The organism is Streptomyces ficellus, assembly GCF_030406405.1.
Taxonomy (GTDB): Bacteria; Actinomycetota; Actinomycetes; order Streptomycetales; family Streptomycetaceae; genus Streptomyces; species Streptomyces ficellus_B.
In genome coordinates this window covers 68,820-85,989 of the sequence record NZ_JAUEPL010000012.1, presented here as the reverse complement: position 1 = coordinate 85,989, position 17,170 = coordinate 68,820, and the positions used below count along the sequence as shown (strand labels likewise).

At 72.4% G+C, this 17,170-nt stretch carries 11 protein-coding genes; 4 read left to right on the top strand and 7 right to left on the bottom strand.

Annotated features, from left to right (window positions below; all coding sequences use genetic code 11):
* Window positions 1–29: 29 nt before the first annotated feature.
* Both QWM81_RS11295 and QWM81_RS11290 read right to left on the bottom strand, forming a co-directional pair.
* Window positions 30–3,419, bottom strand: a complete 3,390-nt coding sequence (locus QWM81_RS11295) for an ATP-dependent helicase (protein ID WP_290111699.1) — start codon at window positions 3,417–3,419, stop codon at window positions 30–32.
* 314 nt (window positions 3,420–3,733) lie between these two features.
* Window positions 3,734–4,153, bottom strand: coding sequence for an MGMT family protein (locus QWM81_RS11290; protein WP_290111698.1), 420 nt, complete (start codon window positions 4,151–4,153; stop codon window positions 3,734–3,736).
* A gap of 185 nt (window positions 4,154–4,338) precedes the next feature.
* On the opposite strand from QWM81_RS11290, the gene QWM81_RS11285 reads away from it, so the two are divergent.
* From QWM81_RS11285 to QWM81_RS11270, 4 genes are all read left to right on the top strand, one after another.
* Window positions 4,339–6,963 (top strand): lysylphosphatidylglycerol synthase transmembrane domain-containing protein, encoded by a 2,625-nt coding sequence (locus QWM81_RS11285; protein WP_290111697.1) that lies wholly within the window; start codon window positions 4,339–4,341, stop codon window positions 6,961–6,963.
* Window positions 6,964–7,056: 93 nt separating this feature from the next.
* Window positions 7,057–8,649, top strand: coding sequence for an alpha/beta hydrolase (locus tag QWM81_RS11280; protein ID WP_290111696.1), 1,593 nt, complete (start codon window positions 7,057–7,059; stop codon window positions 8,647–8,649).
* Window positions 8,650–9,127: 478 nt separating this feature from the next.
* Window positions 9,128–9,913, top strand: coding sequence for a TSUP family transporter (locus QWM81_RS11275; protein ID WP_290111695.1), 786 nt, complete (start codon window positions 9,128–9,130; stop codon window positions 9,911–9,913).
* Between the two features lie 145 nt (window positions 9,914–10,058).
* A complete protein-coding gene (locus QWM81_RS11270) occupies window positions 10,059–10,826 on the top strand; it encodes a TauD/TfdA family dioxygenase (RefSeq protein ID WP_290111694.1) in 768 nt (255 codons plus the stop codon).
* Between the two features lie 141 nt (window positions 10,827–10,967).
* Here QWM81_RS11270 and moeZ read toward each other — a convergent pair whose 3' ends face one another.
* From moeZ to QWM81_RS11245, 5 genes are all read right to left on the bottom strand, one after another.
* Window positions 10,968–12,146 (bottom strand): adenylyltransferase/sulfurtransferase MoeZ, encoded by a 1,179-nt coding sequence (gene moeZ, locus QWM81_RS11265; protein ID WP_290111693.1) that lies wholly within the window; start codon window positions 12,144–12,146, stop codon window positions 10,968–10,970.
* 70 nt (window positions 12,147–12,216) lie between these two features.
* Window positions 12,217–12,990: a spherulation-specific family 4 protein gene (locus tag QWM81_RS11260; protein ID WP_290111692.1), complete on the bottom strand. Its 774-nt coding sequence runs from the start codon at window positions 12,988–12,990 to the stop codon at window positions 12,217–12,219.
* The gene (locus tag QWM81_RS11255; RefSeq protein WP_290111691.1) at window positions 12,978–13,946 is read right to left on the bottom strand and encodes an SDR family oxidoreductase; all 969 of its coding nucleotides are present in this window, start codon (window positions 13,944–13,946) and stop codon (window positions 12,978–12,980) included. The genes QWM81_RS11260 and QWM81_RS11255 overlap by 13 nt, the downstream gene beginning before the upstream one ends.
* A 120-nt stretch (window positions 13,947–14,066) precedes the next feature.
* Window positions 14,067–15,191 (bottom strand): hypothetical protein, encoded by a 1,125-nt coding sequence (locus tag QWM81_RS11250; protein ID WP_290111690.1) that lies wholly within the window; start codon window positions 15,189–15,191, stop codon window positions 14,067–14,069.
* Window positions 15,184–17,007, bottom strand: coding sequence for a DUF3492 domain-containing protein (locus QWM81_RS11245; RefSeq protein ID WP_290111689.1), 1,824 nt, complete (start codon window positions 17,005–17,007; stop codon window positions 15,184–15,186). The genes QWM81_RS11250 and QWM81_RS11245 overlap by 8 nt, the downstream gene beginning before the upstream one ends.
* Window positions 17,008–17,170 lie beyond the last annotated feature (163 nt).

Sequence of the window (17,170 nt, the reverse complement as noted above, 5' to 3'; positions counted from 1 at the left end):
GTCCGGTCCTCATCCGGTCCTCACCGTCCTCACTCCACGATGTGCCGGCCCTCCGGGCGGGCGCTGCACGAGGTCTGGAACGCGCAGTGGCCGCAGTGCTGCCCGGTGGACGGGGTGAACCGTTCGTCCAGTACGCGGCCGGCGGCCGTGGCGAGGAGGTCGCCGACCCATTCGCCGCTGAGCGGTTCCTGTGCCTGCACCTTGGGGAGCTGGTCCCCGCCCTCCTTCTTGGGGGCGGCCTGGCGCAGCTGGACGAGTTCGGCGCCGCCGGGCTCGGGGCGGCGTCCGTCGAAGACCTCGTCCACGGCGCCTTCGCGGACGGCGAGCTGGTAGACCGCGAGCTGCGGGTGGTGGGCGACCTCGTCCTTGGTGGGGGCGGACTTGCCGGTCTTGAAGTCCACGACGTACGCGCGGCCGTGCTCGTCCGCCTCGACGCGGTCCATGGAGCCCCGGATCCGTACCTCGTACTCCCCCGCTTCCAGGGTGACGTCGAAGTCGTGCTCGGTGGCGGCGGGGGTGCGGCCGCCGCGGTCCATGACGTGCCAGCGCAGGAACCTTTCCAGCGCCACGCGCGCGTGCTCCTTTTCCTGGGCGGACTTCCAGGGGGCGTCGAAGGCGAGGGCGTTCCACACGGAGTCCAGGCGCTCCATGAGGACGGCGAGGTCGGCGGGGGTGCGGCCGGAGGCGACTTCGTCGGCCAGGACATGGACGACGTTGCCGAAGCCCTGGGCGGCGGTGGCGGGGGCGTCCGCCTTGACCTCACGGCCCAGGAACCACTGGAGGGAGCAGGTGTTGGCGAGCTGGTCCAGGGCGCTGCCGGACAGCGCGACGGGGCGGTCCCGGTCGCGGAGGGGCACGGTGGAGTGGGTCGGGTCGTACAGGCCCCACCAGCGGTAGGGGTGGGCGGCGGGTACGAGTGGCTGGCCCTCGTCGTCGGTGAGCGCGGCGAGCTTGGCGAGGCGCTGGGCGGCGGCGTCACGCAGGGCCGGGGACGCGTCGGGGTCGACGGTGGTGGCGCGCAGCTCGGCGACGAGGGCGGCCACGGCGAGCGGGCGGCGGGGGCGGCTGGTGACGTCCTTGGGCTCGACGCCGAGTTCGGTGAGGAAGCGGGAGGGCTGGTCGCCGTCGTCGGCGGGCGCCTTGACGGCGGTGACGACGAGGCGGTCCCGGGCGCGGGTGGCGGCGACGTAGAACAGTCGGCGTTCCTCGGCGAGCAGGGCGCCGGGGGTGAGCGGCTCGGCGAGGCCGTCGCGCCCGAGCCGGTCGGCTTCGAGGAGCGAGCCGCGGCGGCGAAGATCGGGCCACAGGCCCTCCTGTACGCCGGCGACGACGACCAGGCTCCATTCCAGGCCCTTGGAGCGGTGTGCGGTCATGAGCCGGACGGCGTCGGGGCGGACGGGCCTCTTGGAGAGGGTGTCGGCGGCGATGTCCTGGGCGTCGAGCTCTTCGAGGAAGTTGAGCGCCCCGCGGCCGCCGGTGCGTTCCTCCGCGCGGGCGGCGGTGTCGAACAGGGCGCAGATGGCGTCGAGGTCGCGGTCGGCGTTGCGGCCGGCCGCGCCGCCGCGGAGCGCCGCGCGCTTCAGCCGCGCCGGCCAGGGGGTGCCGTTCCACAGGTGCCAGAGGGCTTCTTCGGCGGTGCCGCCGCTCGTGAGCAGCGCGCGGGTGTCACGCAGGAGCGCGCCGAGGCGCTGGGCGCCGCGGGCGTACGCGGGGTCGTGCGCGACGAGCCGCTCGGGTTCGGCGAGGGCGCGGGCGAGCAGCACGTCGGAGGGCGGCGGGACCTTGTTGCCGCCGGCCCGTTCCTCGTCGCGCAGGGCGCGCCCCAGGCGGCGGAGGTCGGCGGCGTCCATCCCGCCGAGGGGCGAGGCGAGGAGGCTGATCGCCGTCTCGGTATCGAGCCACGGCTCGCCCCCGGCCGCACCGGCGGCCTCGGAGCCTTCGGCGTCGGCGTCGGCCTGTGCGGGCGCCTCCGTCGTGCCGGCGGCCGGGGCCGGGGCGTCGGCATCGGCATCGGCATCGGCATCGGCATCGGCGTCAGCGGGGCCCGGCAGAGGGGTCGCCGCCGCGCGGAGGGCCGTGAGCAGCGGGGTGACCGCCGGTTCGTGGCGCAGGGGGACGTCGTTGCCGTCGACCTCCAGCGGCACGCCCGCCGACGTCAGTGCCCGGCGCAGGGTGGGGATGGTGCGCCCGCCCGCGCGGACCAGGACCGCCATGTCGCTCCACGGGACGCCGTCCTCCAGGTGGGCGCGCCGCAGGATGTCCGCGATGTTGTCCAGTTCCGTGGAGGGGGTCGGGAAGGTGTACGCCTCGACGCGTCCGCCCTCCCGTACCGCCGCCAGGTCCCGGTGCGCCCGGGCCTTTTCGGCGGGCAGGCGCGGCAGCGGCATCCGGGCGGTCAGCAGGCGCGTGGCCGACAGCAGCGCGGCGCCCGAGCGGCGCGAGGTGGTCAGGACGGCGACCGGCGCCGGCGTACCGTCCGCGCACCGGAAGGTGTCCGGGAAGTCGAGGATGCCGTTGACGTCCGCCCCCCGGAACGCGTAGATCGACTGGTCCGGGTCGCCGAACGCGTACAGCGTCCGCCCGCCCCCCGCCAGCGCCCGCAGCAACCGCACCTGCGCGGGGTCGGTGTCCTGGTACTCGTCGACGAACACGGCGTCGTAGTCCGGCAGCGTCACCGAGCCCGCCAGCAGCACCGCCCGGTGGACCAGCTCCGCGTAGTCGAGGACGCCCTGCATGTCGAGCACGTCCAGGTACTCGGCCAGGAACGCGGCCGCCGCCGACCAGTCCCGCCGCCCCTGCCGCGCCGCGAAGTCCGCGAGGGATCGCGGTCCCAGGCCCAATTCACGTGAGCGTGCGAGGACCGCCCGTACCTCGTCGGCGAAGCCGCGCGTGGTCAGGCAGGCGCGCAGTTCGTCGGGCCAGTGGATACGGGCCAGGCCCTCCCGTTCCAGGTCCAGCTGCCCCGCCAGCAGTTCCCGGACGGCGAGGTCCTGCTCGGGTCCGGACAGCAGCCGCAGCGGTTCGGCGAAGAGATCCGCGTCCTGGTGGGCGCGGATCAGCGCGTAACAGAAGGAGTGGAACGTGGTGGCCTGGGGCCCGCGCGCCCCGCCGAGCCGCGCCGCCATCCGGTCGCGCAGTTCCACGGCGGCCTTGCGGCTGAAGGTGAGGACCAGGATCCGTTCCGGGTCGGCACCCTTGGCGACGCGGGCGGCGACCGCCTCCACCAGGGTGGTGGTCTTCCCGGTGCCCGGCCCGGCCAGTACCAGGAGGGGGCCGCCGGGATGGTCAACCACAGCGCGCTGCGATGCGTCCAGGAGAGGGGGGTTCACGGGGGCCGGCGGGGTACGCACCAGTCGGTACGCGCCCGGGGTCCGCCCACGGTATGGCGTACGCCCGGTGGTAATCGAGGAGGAGCTCACGTGGATCGCCGGTCCTGGTCGGTGTGCGGGTGATGCGGATGCTGGGTGGTGAGGACGCTACGCGTACTCCGTGCGGTCGCGCCCGCGCCGCCGCCGGATCGCCGCAGCCGCCACGTACGACGGAGCCGTCACGTGCGTCGCAACGGTCACGTATGTCGCAGCGCCCACGGACCCCCGAGCCGCCACCTGCGCCCGAGCCGTCACGTACGCCGCGGCCGTCACGCATGTCGCAGCGCCCACGTACGCCCGAACCGCCACGTGCGTCGCCCGAGCCGCCACGTACGCCGCAGCCGCCACCTGCGCCGCCGGGGCCGTCATATGTGAGCCACCGCACGCTCGCCGTCGCCGCCGTCCCACCGCGCGCGCCTCATGTCGAGCCGCGGCAGGTGGCCGTCGGCGTGCCGCGCCGCCTCGCGCAGCGGGGTCCCCTCCTGCCGGTAGCGGTCGAGGGCGCGCAGCTCATGGCCCGGCAGGAGCCGCCCGTCGGCCCGCACCACCCGCCACCACGGCACCGCGCCGCCGTAGAGCGCCATGACGCGGCCGACCTGGCGCGGACCGCCCACCCGTCGCCCACCACCACCCTTGTCGGAGAGCGCCTCGCGCTCCTCCTCCGCCTGGGCGAGCCATTCGGCGACGTCTCCGTACGTCATCACCCGGCCGGCCGGGATCAGCTCGGCCACTTCCAGCACCCGTTCCGCGTACTCCGGAAGCTCCTCAGCACTCACCCGGTCCATCCTGCACCACACCACCGACAACGCGGGCAATGCACCCTGATGCCCCCCTGTACCGACCGGTCATGCCACCATCTTCCGGGCGGTGACCGGTGACACGAGATCGACAAGACGCGGAAACGGCGAAGGGGCGGGATGTGCGGCCTCCCGAGGTGGCGAGCACTCCGGGGTCTCCTGAGACGATGGAGATGAGTGAGACGAAGGAGACGGTATGCGTGAACGCGGAGGGGCACATCGACCGCGTCTCCGGTGACGAGCCGCTTCTCGCCGCCCGCGTACACCGGCCTTCCGACCTGCTGCGGATGCTCATCGGCATCCTGGCGATCGGCCTCGTCATCGCCATCGCCGCCTTCGCCCACGCCACCACCTCCGGCCTCGAGGAGGACATCAGCAAGGGCACCGGCCAGGCGCCCGACGTCTTCGTGAAGGTCGGCGGGCTCGTCTCCAGCATCGCCGTCCTCCTGGTCCCCGTCGCCTTCGCGATCGAGCGGCTGATCAAACGGGACGGGCTGCGCATCGCGGACGGTGTGCTCGCCGCCGTCCTGGCGCACGGCGTCACCCTCGCCACCGACCTGTGGGTCGCCAGGGCCGCGCCCAGCAGCATCCAGGAGGCCCTCACCCAGCCCCAGCCGGGCGGTGGCCTGACCGACCCCGTACATGGCTATCTCGCCCCGGTCATCGCCTATATGACGGCGGTCGGCATGGCCCGCCGGCCGCGCTGGCGCGTGGTGCTGTGGGCGGTGCTGCTGCTCGACGCGTTCGCGATGCTGGTCGCCGACTACACCACCCCCTTCTCGATCATCCTGACCGTGCTGATCGGCTGGACCGTCGCGTACGGCACCCTCTACACGGTCGGCTCCCCGAACGTGCGGCCCACCGGCCAGACCCTCCTGGCCGGGCTGCGCCACGTCGGCTTCCGGCCGGTCACGGCGATGCGCGCCGAGGACGTCCCGGACTCCGCCGAGCAGGCGGACCGCGGCCGCCGCTATCTGGTCACGCTGGAGGACGGCCCGCCGCTCGACGTCACCGTCGTCGACCGCGAGCAACAGGCGCAGGGTTTCTTCTACCGGGTCTGGCGCCGGCTGACCCTGCGCGGCATCACCACCCGCCGTTCCCTGCAGTCCCTGCGCCAGGCCCTGGAGCAGGAGGCGCTGCTGGCGTACGCGGCGATCGCCGCCGGCGCCAACGCGCCCAAGCTGATCGCCACCGCCGAGCTCGGTCCGGACGCCGTGATGCTGGTGTACGAACACCTCGGTGGCCGCGCCCTGGACTCGCTGTCGGACGAGGAGATCACCGACGAGGTGGTGCGGGGTGCCTGGCAGCAGGTGAAGGCGCTGCAGTCGCGGCGTATCGCGCACCGCAGGCTCACGGGCGACGCGCTTCTGGTGGATCGTTCCGGCAAAGTGATCATCACAGATCTGCGGGGCGGTGAGATCGCCGCCAGTGACCTCGTCCTGCGCATGGACATCGCGCAGTTGCTCACCACGCTCGGCCTGCGGGTCGGTGCCGAGCGCGCGGTGACCGCCGCCGTGGAGGTGCTCGGCCCGGACAAGGTCGCCGGCTGTCTGCCGCTGCTCCAGCCGATCGCGCTCAGCCGCTCGACCCGCGCCACCTTGCGCAAGCTCGCGCGGGAGCGCGCGCAGCGGGAGCGGGATGCGGTACTGGCCGCGTCCGAGGCCGCCAAGCAGGCGCGGCCGGCGAGCCACGAGGGGAAGGGCGAGCCCGACCGCAAGGCCGTACGGGTCCACAAGCAGGCCGAGAAGCGGGCCCTGGACGAGGCGATGGACGAGGTCCGCGAGGAAGACCTGCTGGCGCAGATCCGCCGGCAGGTGCTGCTCATCAGACCGCAGGCGCCGGTGGAGCCCGTACGGCTGGAACGCATCAAGCCGCGCACGCTCATCAGCATCATCGCCGGTGCCATCGCCCTGTACTTCCTGCTCTCGCAGATCGCGAGCGCGCCGCTGTCCCTGTCCACGTTCGCCGAGGCCCACTGGGCGTGGGTCACGGCCGGGCTGCTCTTCTCCGCGCTCAGTTACGTGGCCGCGGCGATGAGCCTGCTGGGCTTCGTCCCCGAGCGGGTGTCGTTCTGGCGGACGGTGATCGCCCAGGTCGCGGGGTCCTTCGTCAAGATCGTCGCCCCGGCGGCGGTCGGCGGAGTGGCGCTCAACACCCGCTTCCTCCAGCGTTCCGGCGTACGGCCCGGGCTGGCGGTGGCCAGCGTCGGCGCCTCACAGCTGTTCGGGCTCGGCGCGCACATCATGCTGCTGCTCGCCTTCGGCTATCTGACGGGTACGGAGAAGACGCAGGACTTCACTCCTTCCAGGACGGTCATCGCGGGGCTGCTGACGGTCGCGGTGCTGGTGCTGGTCGCCACGGCGATCCCCGCGCTGCGCAAGTTCGTCTCCACCCGGCTGCGGTCGCTGTTCGCGGGCGTCGTGCCGCGCATGCTGGACGTGCTCCAGCGGCCGGGGAAGCTGCTCACCGGCATCGGCGGCATGCTGCTGCTGACGGGTACGTTCGTGATGTGCCTGGACGCCTCGATCCGCGCCTTCTCCGACGGCGAGCAGCCGCTGAGCTACGCGAGCCTCGCCGTGGTGTTCCTGGCGGGCAACGCGCTGGGGTCCGCGGCGCCCACACCGGGCGGTGTCGGTGCGGTGGAGGCGACCCTGATCACCGGTCTGGTGGCGGTGGGCGGGCTGCCCGTGGAGGTCGCGACGCCGGCGGTGCTGCTGTACCGGCTGCTGACGCTGTGGCTGCCGGTGCTGCCGGGGTGGTTCTCGTTCAACCACCTGACCCGGAAGGGCGCGCTGTAGCCCCGTACGGGACGGGCGCTGTCCAGATCCGCCCGGCCACCCGCATGGCCCTCGTCCCGGGCGCCGGACAGCAGCCGGGCGCACCATGGATTCATGACCACCCGCGCCGCCCGGCCAGCCGCCACCCGCACCCGTAGGCCTCGGCGTGCCTGCGTGCTCGCCGTCGCGGCCGCCGCCGTACTGGTGGCCGCCGGCTGCTCGGGCGGCGGTGACAAGAGCCCGGACCAGGGCCGGGCCACGGAGCTGGCCGCCCAGGAGCTGACGTGGGAGGCGTGCCCCGCCCCCGCCCTCCAGGAGGGCGACGGCACCGCCCCCTCCCCGCTGCCCGGCGGCACCACATGGGAGTGCTCCTTCATGGACGCCCCGCTCGACTACGCGGACCCCGGCGGCGAGACCATCGAGCTGGCGCTCATCCGCGCCAAGGCTTCCGACCCGGCGAAGCGGATCGGCTCCCTCATCTTCAACTTCGGTGGCCCGGGCGGCTCCGGGCTCACCGCCCTGCCGTCCTTCGCCAAGGACTACGAGTCGCTGCGCACCCGCTACGACCTGGTCAGCTTCGACCCGCGCGGCGTCGGCCGGAGCGCGGGCGTGGAGTGCCACGACGACCCGGAGCTCGACGCCTTCTTCGCGCTCGACTCCACGCCCGACGACGCGGGTGAGGAGCGCGCCTACCAGGAGGGCCTGAAGGAGTTCGCCGAGGCCTGCGAGGAGAACTCCGGCGACGAGCTGCCGCACGTCGGCACCGTCAACGCCGCCCGTGACCTGGACCTGATGCGCCAGGTGCTGGGCGACGACAAGCTGTACTACTTCGGCATCTCGTACGGCACCGAACTGGGCGGCGTCTACGCCCACCTGTTCCCGAAGAACGTCGGCCGCGCGGTCTTCGACGCCGTCGTCGACCCCACCGGCACCGCGGAGGAGGGCGCGCTGGGCCAGGCGAAGGGCTTCCAACTGGCGCTGCGCAACTTCGCCCAGGACTGCGTACGGCGCGGCGAGGCGTGCAGGCTGCCGGGCAGCAACGCCCAGGAGATCGAGGGGTTCATCATCGATCTGCTCGCCCGGCTCGACAAGAAGCCCATCCAGGGCATCGGCGACCGGAAGCTCACCCAGACCCAGGCCACCAACGGCATCGCCCAGGCCCTGTACTCGAAGGAGTACTGGCCCTATCTGGAACAGGGCCTCGACGAGGCCGACGGCGGCGACGGCGGGCTGCTGCTCGCCCTGTCGGACTCCATGAACGGGCGCGACCAGAACGGCAACTACAACAACCTCCAGGCGGCCAACGCGGCGATTAACTGCGTGGACGACAAGGCGCGTTACTCGGTGGAGCAGGCGAAGGCGAAGCTGCCCGAGTTCCGCAAGGCGTCCCCCGTGTTCGGCGACTTCCTCGCCTGGGGTCTGATCGGCTGCTCCCAGTGGCCGGTCCCCGGCACCTCGGAGCACCCCGACGTCAGCGCCCCCGGCGCGGCGCCGATCGTCGTCATCGGCAACACCGGTGACCCGGCCACGCCGTACGAGGGCGCCAAGGCGATGGCGGCGGCGCTCGGCAAGGGCGTCGGCGTGGAGGTCACGTACCGGGGCCAGGGGCACGGCGCGTACAACAGCGGTGACGCGTGCGTCCGGCGGGCGGTGGACGCCTACCTGCTGGACGGCAAGGTCCCGGCGGAGGGGACCGTCTGCCCGTAGCCGTCGCATGGCGCTGCGGCAGTACATTTCCCGGCGCCCCGACGTCCCGGCGCGATCCGCCGGCCGTTCCGGGAAACATCCCCGGCGGCCAGCCAATAAAGCGTATGTGACCTAGCTCTCATCCCACCGTGAAAGAGTGACGCGTCGCTTTCGATGATCATACGATCTCGCTCGTGATCTTCCCCGCCTTATCCACGGCGCCCGTAAGCCAGTCGAACGAGAGGTCCGCCACCACTGTCAGCGGAATAGCGGATTCCCATTCCCGGCCGCCGGCATACCCGTGGAGGGCCGCCCGGAGAATCCCGGTCACCACCCCCCACCCGTAAGGAAGATCGCCCTTTCCGTCCGCTGCTGTTCATCTGGTCGCCACCCCTGAGCACTGACTCTCCAGGCACGATGAGCCCCGGCAAGGCGCACATTTATCCACCATCGCTCGTCGTCTCACTTCGGGGCGTCCTTCCGAAAGATTCAGTCACTCATGGAATGGCAAGCTGTAGTCGCCCTGTTAGCGGTCGCCGCGATGGCAGGGTGGGTCGACGCGGTGGTCGGAGGTGGCGGCCTTCTGCAATTGCCCGCACTTCTCGTCACGGCCAACGCCTATCCCGTGGCCTCCGTCCTGGGAACGAACAAGCTGGCCGCCACACTTGGCACCTTCACAGCGGCCCTGGTGTACCGGCGCAAACACCCCATTTCCCGGAAAGTGGCGGCAGTCGGCGGCAGCGCGGCGATCGCGGGCTCCGCGGGCGGCGCGATGGTCGCGACGGCGGTCTCCTCGGATTTCCTGCGGCCGGTCATCCTCGCCCTCCTCATCGCAGTGGCGGCCTTCGTCCTGATGCGCCCGCAGTTCGGCACCTCGACCACCGCCGACCTGGACGCTTACCGTGACGCCCCGGACCGGCGACATGTCGCCCGGCTCGTCCTGCTCGCCGGGACGGGAATCGGCTTCTACGACGGTCTTGTCGGCCCGGGCACCGGAACATTCCTCATCATTTCCTTCACCACGCTGCTGAGCCTGACCTTCATCCAGGCCCTCTCCACCGTGAAGATGATCAACGTGGGCACCAATCTCGGCGCTCTCCTGGTCTTCGCCGTCCAGGGTCATGTGCTCTGGGTGCTGGGACTCGGCATGTCCGTGTTCAACGTGGCCGGCGCGCTGGTGGGCGCACGGATGACCATGTCCCGGGGCAGCGGGTTCATCAGGGGCGTCCTGCTGGTGGTCGTAGCGGCCATGGTGCTCCGCCTCGGATACGACGAGTTCACCTGATGGCCGAAGAAAAAGACCGAAGAGAACAGTAAACCCATGCAATCCGACCACGCGGCCTCGGTCACGAGTCGCCTCGCCGTCAGGCCGCGCTTTCCCGCACCACCGCAATTACCCACCCACCACTGGACAAGAACAAGGACCGGTCATGCCGAAGTCTCCTGACAGCGTTCTCTCCTGCTATGACGTCAACAACGACCCGCTGCCGGACAGCGTCCTGCGGTACGCGTTCCGCCAGCTTCTGGGCAACAACGGCTACGTCCAGATCGTGAACGTGCCGGACAGCTTCGACCATGTCGCTTTCCTCAAGGAACTGGGCGACTTCCAGCCGACACCCACGGGGACCGTGGTCGGCGACCTCAAGCCCGAGGCCGACATGGACGACATCTACCACGCCCAGAACCGCAGACCGCTGGTTCCGCACACCGAGGGTTATGAGTTCCGCGGCCTGCCGCCCCGGTACATGGCCCTGTGGTGCGTCAAGCCGGCGTCCGGACTGGGCGGTGAGACGACCCTGCTCGACGGAGACCGCATCCTCCGTGAATTCACCGAAACCGAATTGCGGCACTTCTCCGAGACGCCCTACGCGTGGACATCCACGGAAGGCCTGGCCCGTCGCGGTGTCCACCACCATGTGGAGCACCCGGTTCTGGAAGAAGTCGACGGCGAGCGCGTCCTCCGCTTCTCCTACAACAACCTGGTCGTGCCCGAGGGAGACGAACTGGCGGCCCGGCTGCTGGAGCGGGGCAAGGAGATCTATGACGAGAGCCATGTCGCCGTGGAATACCAGGAGCGCGACATGATCGTCTGGAACAACTGGCGGATGCTGCACTCGCGCAACGCGTTCGAGGACCCGACGCGCCACCTCAAGCGCGTGCAGATCGCCGCCCCCATTGGCGGGCCCTACGCCGCCTGACGGCCAAGAGGGAGCCGCCTCAGGGGCCATGCGCGATGGGCCGGACCCCGTCCCGGGTCCGGCCCATCGCACTCGTACGGAGAGCCCGTACGCACCTCCCGCGCGAACAGCCCTACGAGCGGCCCGTGCGAAAACCGCCGTCTAGTAGATCGGCTTCTCCGGCTCGATCTGGTTCACCCAGCCGATGACCCCGCCACCGACGTGGACCGCGTCCGCGAAGCCGGCGGACTTCAGCACCGCGAGGACTTCCGCACTGCGGACACCCGTCTTGCAATGCAGGACGATCTTCTTGTCCTGGGGCAGGTCCTGGAGGGCGGTGCCCATCAGGAACTCGTTCTTCGGGATCAGCCGGGCGCCGGGGATCGAGACGATCTCGTACTCGTTCTGCTCACGGACATCGATGATGTCGATGCTCTCGCCCTCGTCGATCCACTCCTTGAGCTGCTTGGGAGTGATCGTCGAGCCGAGCGCCGCCTCCTGGGCCTCCTCGGACACGACGCCGCAGAAGGCCTCGTAGTCGATGAGCTCGGTGACGGTCGGGTTCTTGCCGCAGACCGCGCAGTCGGGGTCCTTGCGGACCTTGACCTGGCGGTACTGCATCTCCAGGGCGTCGTAGATCATCAGGCGGCCGACCAGCGGCTCACCGACACCGGTCAGGACCTTGATCGCCTCGGTGACCTGGATGGAGCCGATCGACGCGCACAGCACGCCCAGGACGCCGCCCTCGGCGCAGGAGGGGACCATGCCCGGCGGCGGGGGCTCCGGGTAGAGGCAGCGGTAGCAGGGGCCGTACTCGGACCAGAAGACGGAGGCCTGGCCGTCGAAACGGTAGATCGAGCCCCATACGTACGGCTTGTTCAGCAGCACGCACGCGTCGTTGACCAGGTACCGCGTGGCGAAGTTGTCCGTGCCGTCGACGATCAGGTCGTACTGGCTGAAGATGTCCATCACGTTGTCGGCTTCCAGCCGCTCCTCGTGAAGGATCACGTTCACGTACGGGTTGATGCCGAGGACGCTGTCGCGCGCGGACTCGGCCTTGGAGCGGCCGATGTCCGACTGGCTGTGGATGATCTGGCGCTGCAGGTTCGACTCGTCGACCTCGTCGAACTCCACGATGCCGAGCGTGCCCACCCCCGCCGCGGCCAGGTACATCAGGGCCGGGGAGCCGAGGCCGCCGGCGCCCACACAGAGCACTTTGGCGTTCTTCAGCCGCTTCTGCCCGTCCATCCCGACATCCGGGATGATCAGGTGGCGGGAGTACCTGCGGACCTCGTCTACGGTGAGCTCGGCAGCCGGCTCGACCAGGGGTGGCAGCGACACGGAGACCTCATCAATACAGCTGGTCGGTAGTCAGTACGGTTGTTCTTCCGTAACACTGCCACGGCCCTCCTCATTCCGAGACGCCTGGTCCGATCTGCGAGACGATTTCGTCCCAGTAGCCGGGCAGAGTCTCGAATGGGCTGTTCTGTCCGGTGTGGTCACCGGCGCGCGCGGTGCGGTCCGTGAAGAAGATCGTCCCGGCCCCCTGCCACCGCGCGATGCGCACCGCCTCCTCCAGATGGGTGCGCGGCACTCCGTGGACGAGGTGCGCAAACCGTTCGGGCGGGTGGTCGGCGGTCCATTCGGGCGCCTGTGACCAGCGGTAATCCGTCCACGGCCCGGAAAACGTCACCAACTGGTCGGCGATTTCGGCATACCCGGGGTACGGGTGGGAGCCGTGCCCCAGCACCAGATGCGCACCGTCCACGCCGTCGAGGACGGCCTCCAAGGTGGCCGTCGTACGCCGTACCGCGGCCAGGTCCGCCCGGTCCGTGGGACAGCGGTCCAGCAGATAGCCGTCCACCAGGTACCAGTCCAGGTAGCGGTGGGCGTCGGAGACGAGCTCGCCGAAGGGCCGGGAGCCGTACCCGAGGTCGAGGTGGCCGAGGACGCGCACGCCCGCGTTGCGCAGCTTTCCGGCGGCCTCCAGGCAGTGCGGGTCGGGCCGGGCACCCGGGCCGTCCGCGACGTTGAGGACGGCCCAGTGCAGGGGCGTGCCGGGGCGGGTCAGTTCTGCCCACTCGACGGGCGCCAGCAGGGGGTGGGCGTAGCCGGGGATGCCGAACCCGAGCCGTTCCGCGCCGGTCGCGGACAGCTCCGTGCCCGTACTGATCAGATGCGGCATGCGGCCTCCATCCAGATGTCGGCGAGGGATTCCTCCAGGTTGATCCGGGGCCGCCAGCCGAGCCGGTCGCGCGCCGTGCGGACGTCGGCCTGCTGCCAGCTGCCGCAGCCATCGGGGTACGGGGAGGGGCCTGCGGCCGGGTGTTCGGGCGGGCTCTCACCGCGCTGGACGCCGATGGTCGCCATGGCGGGCCTGCTCGGCGGCGCGTCCAGCTCGTGCAGGGCGCCCGCGTAGCCGGCGACCCGGGCCAGGACGGCGGCCGCGTCCCGGAGCCGTACGGCACGGCCCGTACCGATGTTGACGATGCCCTGCGCCGCGGAGAGGGAGGCGGCGTGCACGGCGCGCGCCACATCGCGTACGTCGACGAAGTCGCGCTGTACGCCGAGGCCGCCGAGTTTCAGTTCACCGTCGCCGGACTGCATGGCCCGGCGCATCGCCTCCGCGAGCCGCCCGAGCGGCGACCCGGCCGGGGTGCCGGGGCCGACCGGCGAGAAGACCCGCAGGACGACGGCGTCCAGCCCGGAGCCGAGGACCAGTTCGGTGGCGGCCAGCTTGGAGACGCCGTAGGGCCCGCCGGGGCGCGGCACCGCGTCCTCGGCGGTGGACGAGCCGGGCTGCGAGGGCCCGTACTCGGAGGCGCAGCCGACCTGGACCAGCCGTGCCCCGCAGCCGCTGCGCCGCAGCGCCTCGCACACGGTCGCGACGGCGACCGTGTTGTGCCGGGTCAGCTCGCGGGCGCCGCCCCGGGTGGTCCCGGCGCAGTTGATCACGACTCCGGGGTGGACGGCGTCCAGGAACCGGGTGAGCGCGCCGGGGCTTCCGCCGGCGAGGTCGAAGCGTACGTCGGCGTCGTCACCGCGCCCGAGGGCGGTGAGGTGGACGGCCGGGTCGGCGAGCAGCCGGTCGGCGACGAAGCGGCCGAGGAATCCATTGGCACCGAGCAGCAGCACCCTCATCGCGCGCCCCCTTCGCGCCGACCGGCCGTTGCTGGGGATTGGGGGGTCATGTCCGTTGTCTCCTCGTTCGGATCGTGTGGCGGGACTGGTCGGGCGTGCCGGTGAAGGGGCCGCACCGGGTCAGGTGGTGGCGGTGGTCGTGGTGGCGTGGGCGGAGGCCCGGGCGAGTACGGCGGTGGCACGGGCCAGCAGGGCGAGGGCGGCCGCGCCGCACACGAGGGTGGGTACGGATGCGGCGCCCCAGGTGGCGACGGCCGCCTCGACGGGGCGGGCGAGCCAGTCGCAGCCGGGGACGCGGCCGGCGGGGACGGACGCGAGGGCGAGTGCCTGGGCGGCGCAGGCCGCGAGGAGCCCGGTGGCGGCGGGTGCGGCGAAGCCGTGGACGGTGAGCAGCCGGGCGACGAAGAGGAGGGTGCCGAGGGCCAGGGTGGCGCCGGGGGAACCGTTGCCGAGCAACGCGCCCACGAGCGCCACCAGACCTGCCAGGGCCGCCGTATGGAGCGCGACGACCGCGAGCAGCAGGGGGCGCGTCCCGGCGGCGAACTCCTCCAGGCCGCGGCTGCGCGCCAGTTGCCGCCGTGCCCGTACGGAGAAGAGGTGGGCGCACCAGGCCGCGGGCGCGACCGCGAGGCAGAGGGTGACCAGCGGCGCGGTGGCCGCCGGCCAGGCGCCGTCCGGGCCGCCCGCCACGAGCTGATCCAGCAGCCCGTCGCCGAACACGGCGTACGCCAGCAGAAACCCGGTCCACGCGCGCGTGGACCATGCCGTGCGTCCGCCCGGTCGCAGCGGGCCGCGCCGCGGGCAGGCGGTGAGCGCCACGATCAGCCCGATGGCGCCGGCCGCGCCGATCGCCGCCCGTGACGGCCCCTCGGTCGCCGCGAGGCCCGCGACGGTGAGCGCGGCCAGGGCGCCGGGCAGCAGCGCCGGCAGGACGGCGCGGCCGTTCCACGCGGCGGCCGTGTCGTCGGGTACGGCGGCGGCGCCGGGGCGGGCGCTGTCGTCGCCGCGCGGCACGCGCGCGTACAGCTCCTCGGCGAGCGAGAAGACATCGCGGTGCCGGAACCGGGCGGCGGTGCGGTCGGTGATCCCGTGGGCCTCCAGCCCGGCGGCGATCTCCAGCGGGTCGACCGCCCGCCGGCACAGCTCCCGGTGCCGGTGCAGCAGCGCCTTCACGGGGTCGGCGGGCCCGCGCCGGGTGCCCGTCACTCGGCCGCCGCCTGGTGTCGCGGAGTCTGGCTCAGGCATCGCCGTGCCCCTTTCCCGCAACCGCGCCCACGCCCGAACCGGCGCCCACGCCCGGAACCGTCCCCAAGACCGCCCCGGAGACCGCGCCCGGGTCCGCGTCCCCCCGCTGCTCCGCCCACAGTGGCGTGGTGCCGCGCCCCGAGGGCCCGGTGCCGCTCGCCGCGCCGCCCGCCGCCCCGCGGCTCACGCGGCACCCGTCGTCGCGCCGCGTCCAGTGCCCGGGCAGGTACGCCTCGGCGGGGTGCGCGAAGGGCAGCGGCCGGCCGTCCGCGCCGACGCACTCGGCAGGGCGGCGCACGGGCGCGTGCGAGATCAGCTGCAGGTAGATGTCGCGGAACGCCGCGAGATTCTGCTCCACGGTGAACAGTTCCAGCGCGCGGGCACGCGCGGCGGCGCCCAGCCGGGACCTGCGCTCCGGGTCGCGCAACAGCGCCAGGCAGGCGTCGGCGAGCGCCCGCGGATTGCGCGGGGGCACGACCAGTCCCGTACCGCCGATGACTTCGACGACCGCGCCGACGTCCGTCGACACGGTGGCGCGGCCGCAGAGCATGGCCTCGACCAGGCCGACCGGGAAGCCCTCGACCACGCTGGAGAGGACGACCACCGCGCCCGCGGCGTACGCGTCCGCGAGACCGGGTGCGTACGGGCCGCCGACCTCCTCGAAGGAGACCGGGTTGTCACCGACGGCGTGCGCGTCGGCGGCCTCGTCGGGGAACAGCTGGGCGGCCAGGGCCTGGCAGTGCGCGAGGTACGTGGCGGTCCCGGGCTCGTGGCGCGGCACCGACAGGAGCCGGAGCCGGGCGTGCGGCTCGGCCTTCCGTACCTCCGCGAAGGCGTGCAGCAGGCCGACGAGGTCCTTGGCCGGCTCGATCCGGCCCACCCACACCAGCGTGTGGGGGTCGCCGCCGTCGTCACCGTCGCCGACCGCCGCGAACTGTTCGGCCTCCAGGCCCGGGTAGACGGTCCGCACCTTGGCCCGGTCGGCGCCGCACCTCTCCTGCCAGCGGCGCGCGTGGGTGTTGCCGGGGGTGATGACGGCGGCCTGCCGGTACACCTCGGTGGCGAGGCAGCCGTGGAAGGCGGCGAGCAGGGCGCGCACGGGTGCGCTCAGCGGCGCGTCGGCGGCCGCCAGGTAGTGCGCGCGCAGGTGTACGCCGTACTCGGTGACCAGCAGCGGAACGCCGAAGAAGCGTTTGGCCAGAAGTCCGGGGAGGGCCGCCGGTCCGCCGGAGGCGGCGTGGCAGAGGTCGACCGCGCCGAGGCCGTCCTCGGCGCCGTACCAGTCGAGCGAGAGGGGGCGCAGGGCGCGCTCCAGCCGGTCGGCGAACACCAGGTAGTCGGGGACGGTCGCGCCGTGCAGGCTCCGGCGTGCGCCAGGGGCGCGGCAGGCGGACTCCAGCGCGCGCACGGTCGTTTCGGAGCGCAGGGCGGCGTGCAGGCCACCGTGTTCACGGCCGAGCTCGGCGAGCCCGTACAGCCCCTCGGCGAAAGCCTCATCGGCGAGACCGGCGTCCGTTCCGCACACGGCGGCGGCCAGTTGCGTGACGTGGGTGGTGAAGCGACGGCGCTCGCGCCGTCCGTAACGGCGCGGACGACCGCGCCGGTCGCTCGCGGGGGCCCACGGGGAAGCCGTGCGCACGCCCCGCACCTGGGGCGGGAGCGGGAGCCGGCCGCCGTTCTCCTGGCGGGCGCTGCGGCTGAGCGCGTAGATGTCGAACTCATGCTGCGCGAGACCGCGCACGAGCCGGTCGCACCAGAGCCTGGATTCCCCCGTGGCATACGGGTATCCGCCCTCGGTGAGCAGTCCGATCCGCATGAGTACACCCCCGATCTCCCTTGCGCCGGCCGCCGTTGGTCCGGCGACTCACAGCGGGAAGAACGTAAGCGGATATGCCGGTGGCGTGATGGACGGTTGTCCGTCGCGCCACCGGAAGGGGTGAATGCACGTAACTTTCCCGCACCCGTTGCGTTTCTTCGCG

What these genes read in the sequence shown, in the direction of transcription:
- QWM81_RS11250 (WP_290111690.1), bottom strand. Translation starts at nt 15,191, where the DNA reads ATGCCTGAGCCAGACTCCGCGACACCAGGCGGCGGCCGAGTGACGGGC.
- QWM81_RS11255 (WP_290111691.1), bottom strand. Translation starts at nt 13,946, where the DNA reads ATGAGGGTGCTGCTGCTCGGTGCCAATGGATTCCTCGGCCGCTTCGTC.
- QWM81_RS11275 (WP_290111695.1), top strand. Translation starts at nt 9,128, where the DNA reads ATGGAATGGCAAGCTGTAGTCGCCCTGTTAGCGGTCGCCGCGATGGCA.
- QWM81_RS11290 (WP_290111698.1), bottom strand. Translation starts at nt 4,153, where the DNA reads ATGGACCGGGTGAGTGCTGAGGAGCTTCCGGAGTACGCGGAACGGGTG.
- QWM81_RS11270 (WP_290111694.1), top strand. Translation starts at nt 10,059, where the DNA reads ATGCCGAAGTCTCCTGACAGCGTTCTCTCCTGCTATGACGTCAACAAC.
- QWM81_RS11245 (WP_290111689.1), bottom strand. Translation starts at nt 17,007, where the DNA reads ATGCGGATCGGACTGCTCACCGAGGGCGGATACCCGTATGCCACGGGG.
- QWM81_RS11285 (WP_290111697.1), top strand. Translation starts at nt 4,339, where the DNA reads ATGAGTGAGACGAAGGAGACGGTATGCGTGAACGCGGAGGGGCACATC.
- QWM81_RS11280 (WP_290111696.1), top strand. Translation starts at nt 7,057, where the DNA reads ATGACCACCCGCGCCGCCCGGCCAGCCGCCACCCGCACCCGTAGGCCT.
- QWM81_RS11260 (WP_290111692.1), bottom strand. Translation starts at nt 12,990, where the DNA reads ATGCCGCATCTGATCAGTACGGGCACGGAGCTGTCCGCGACCGGCGCG.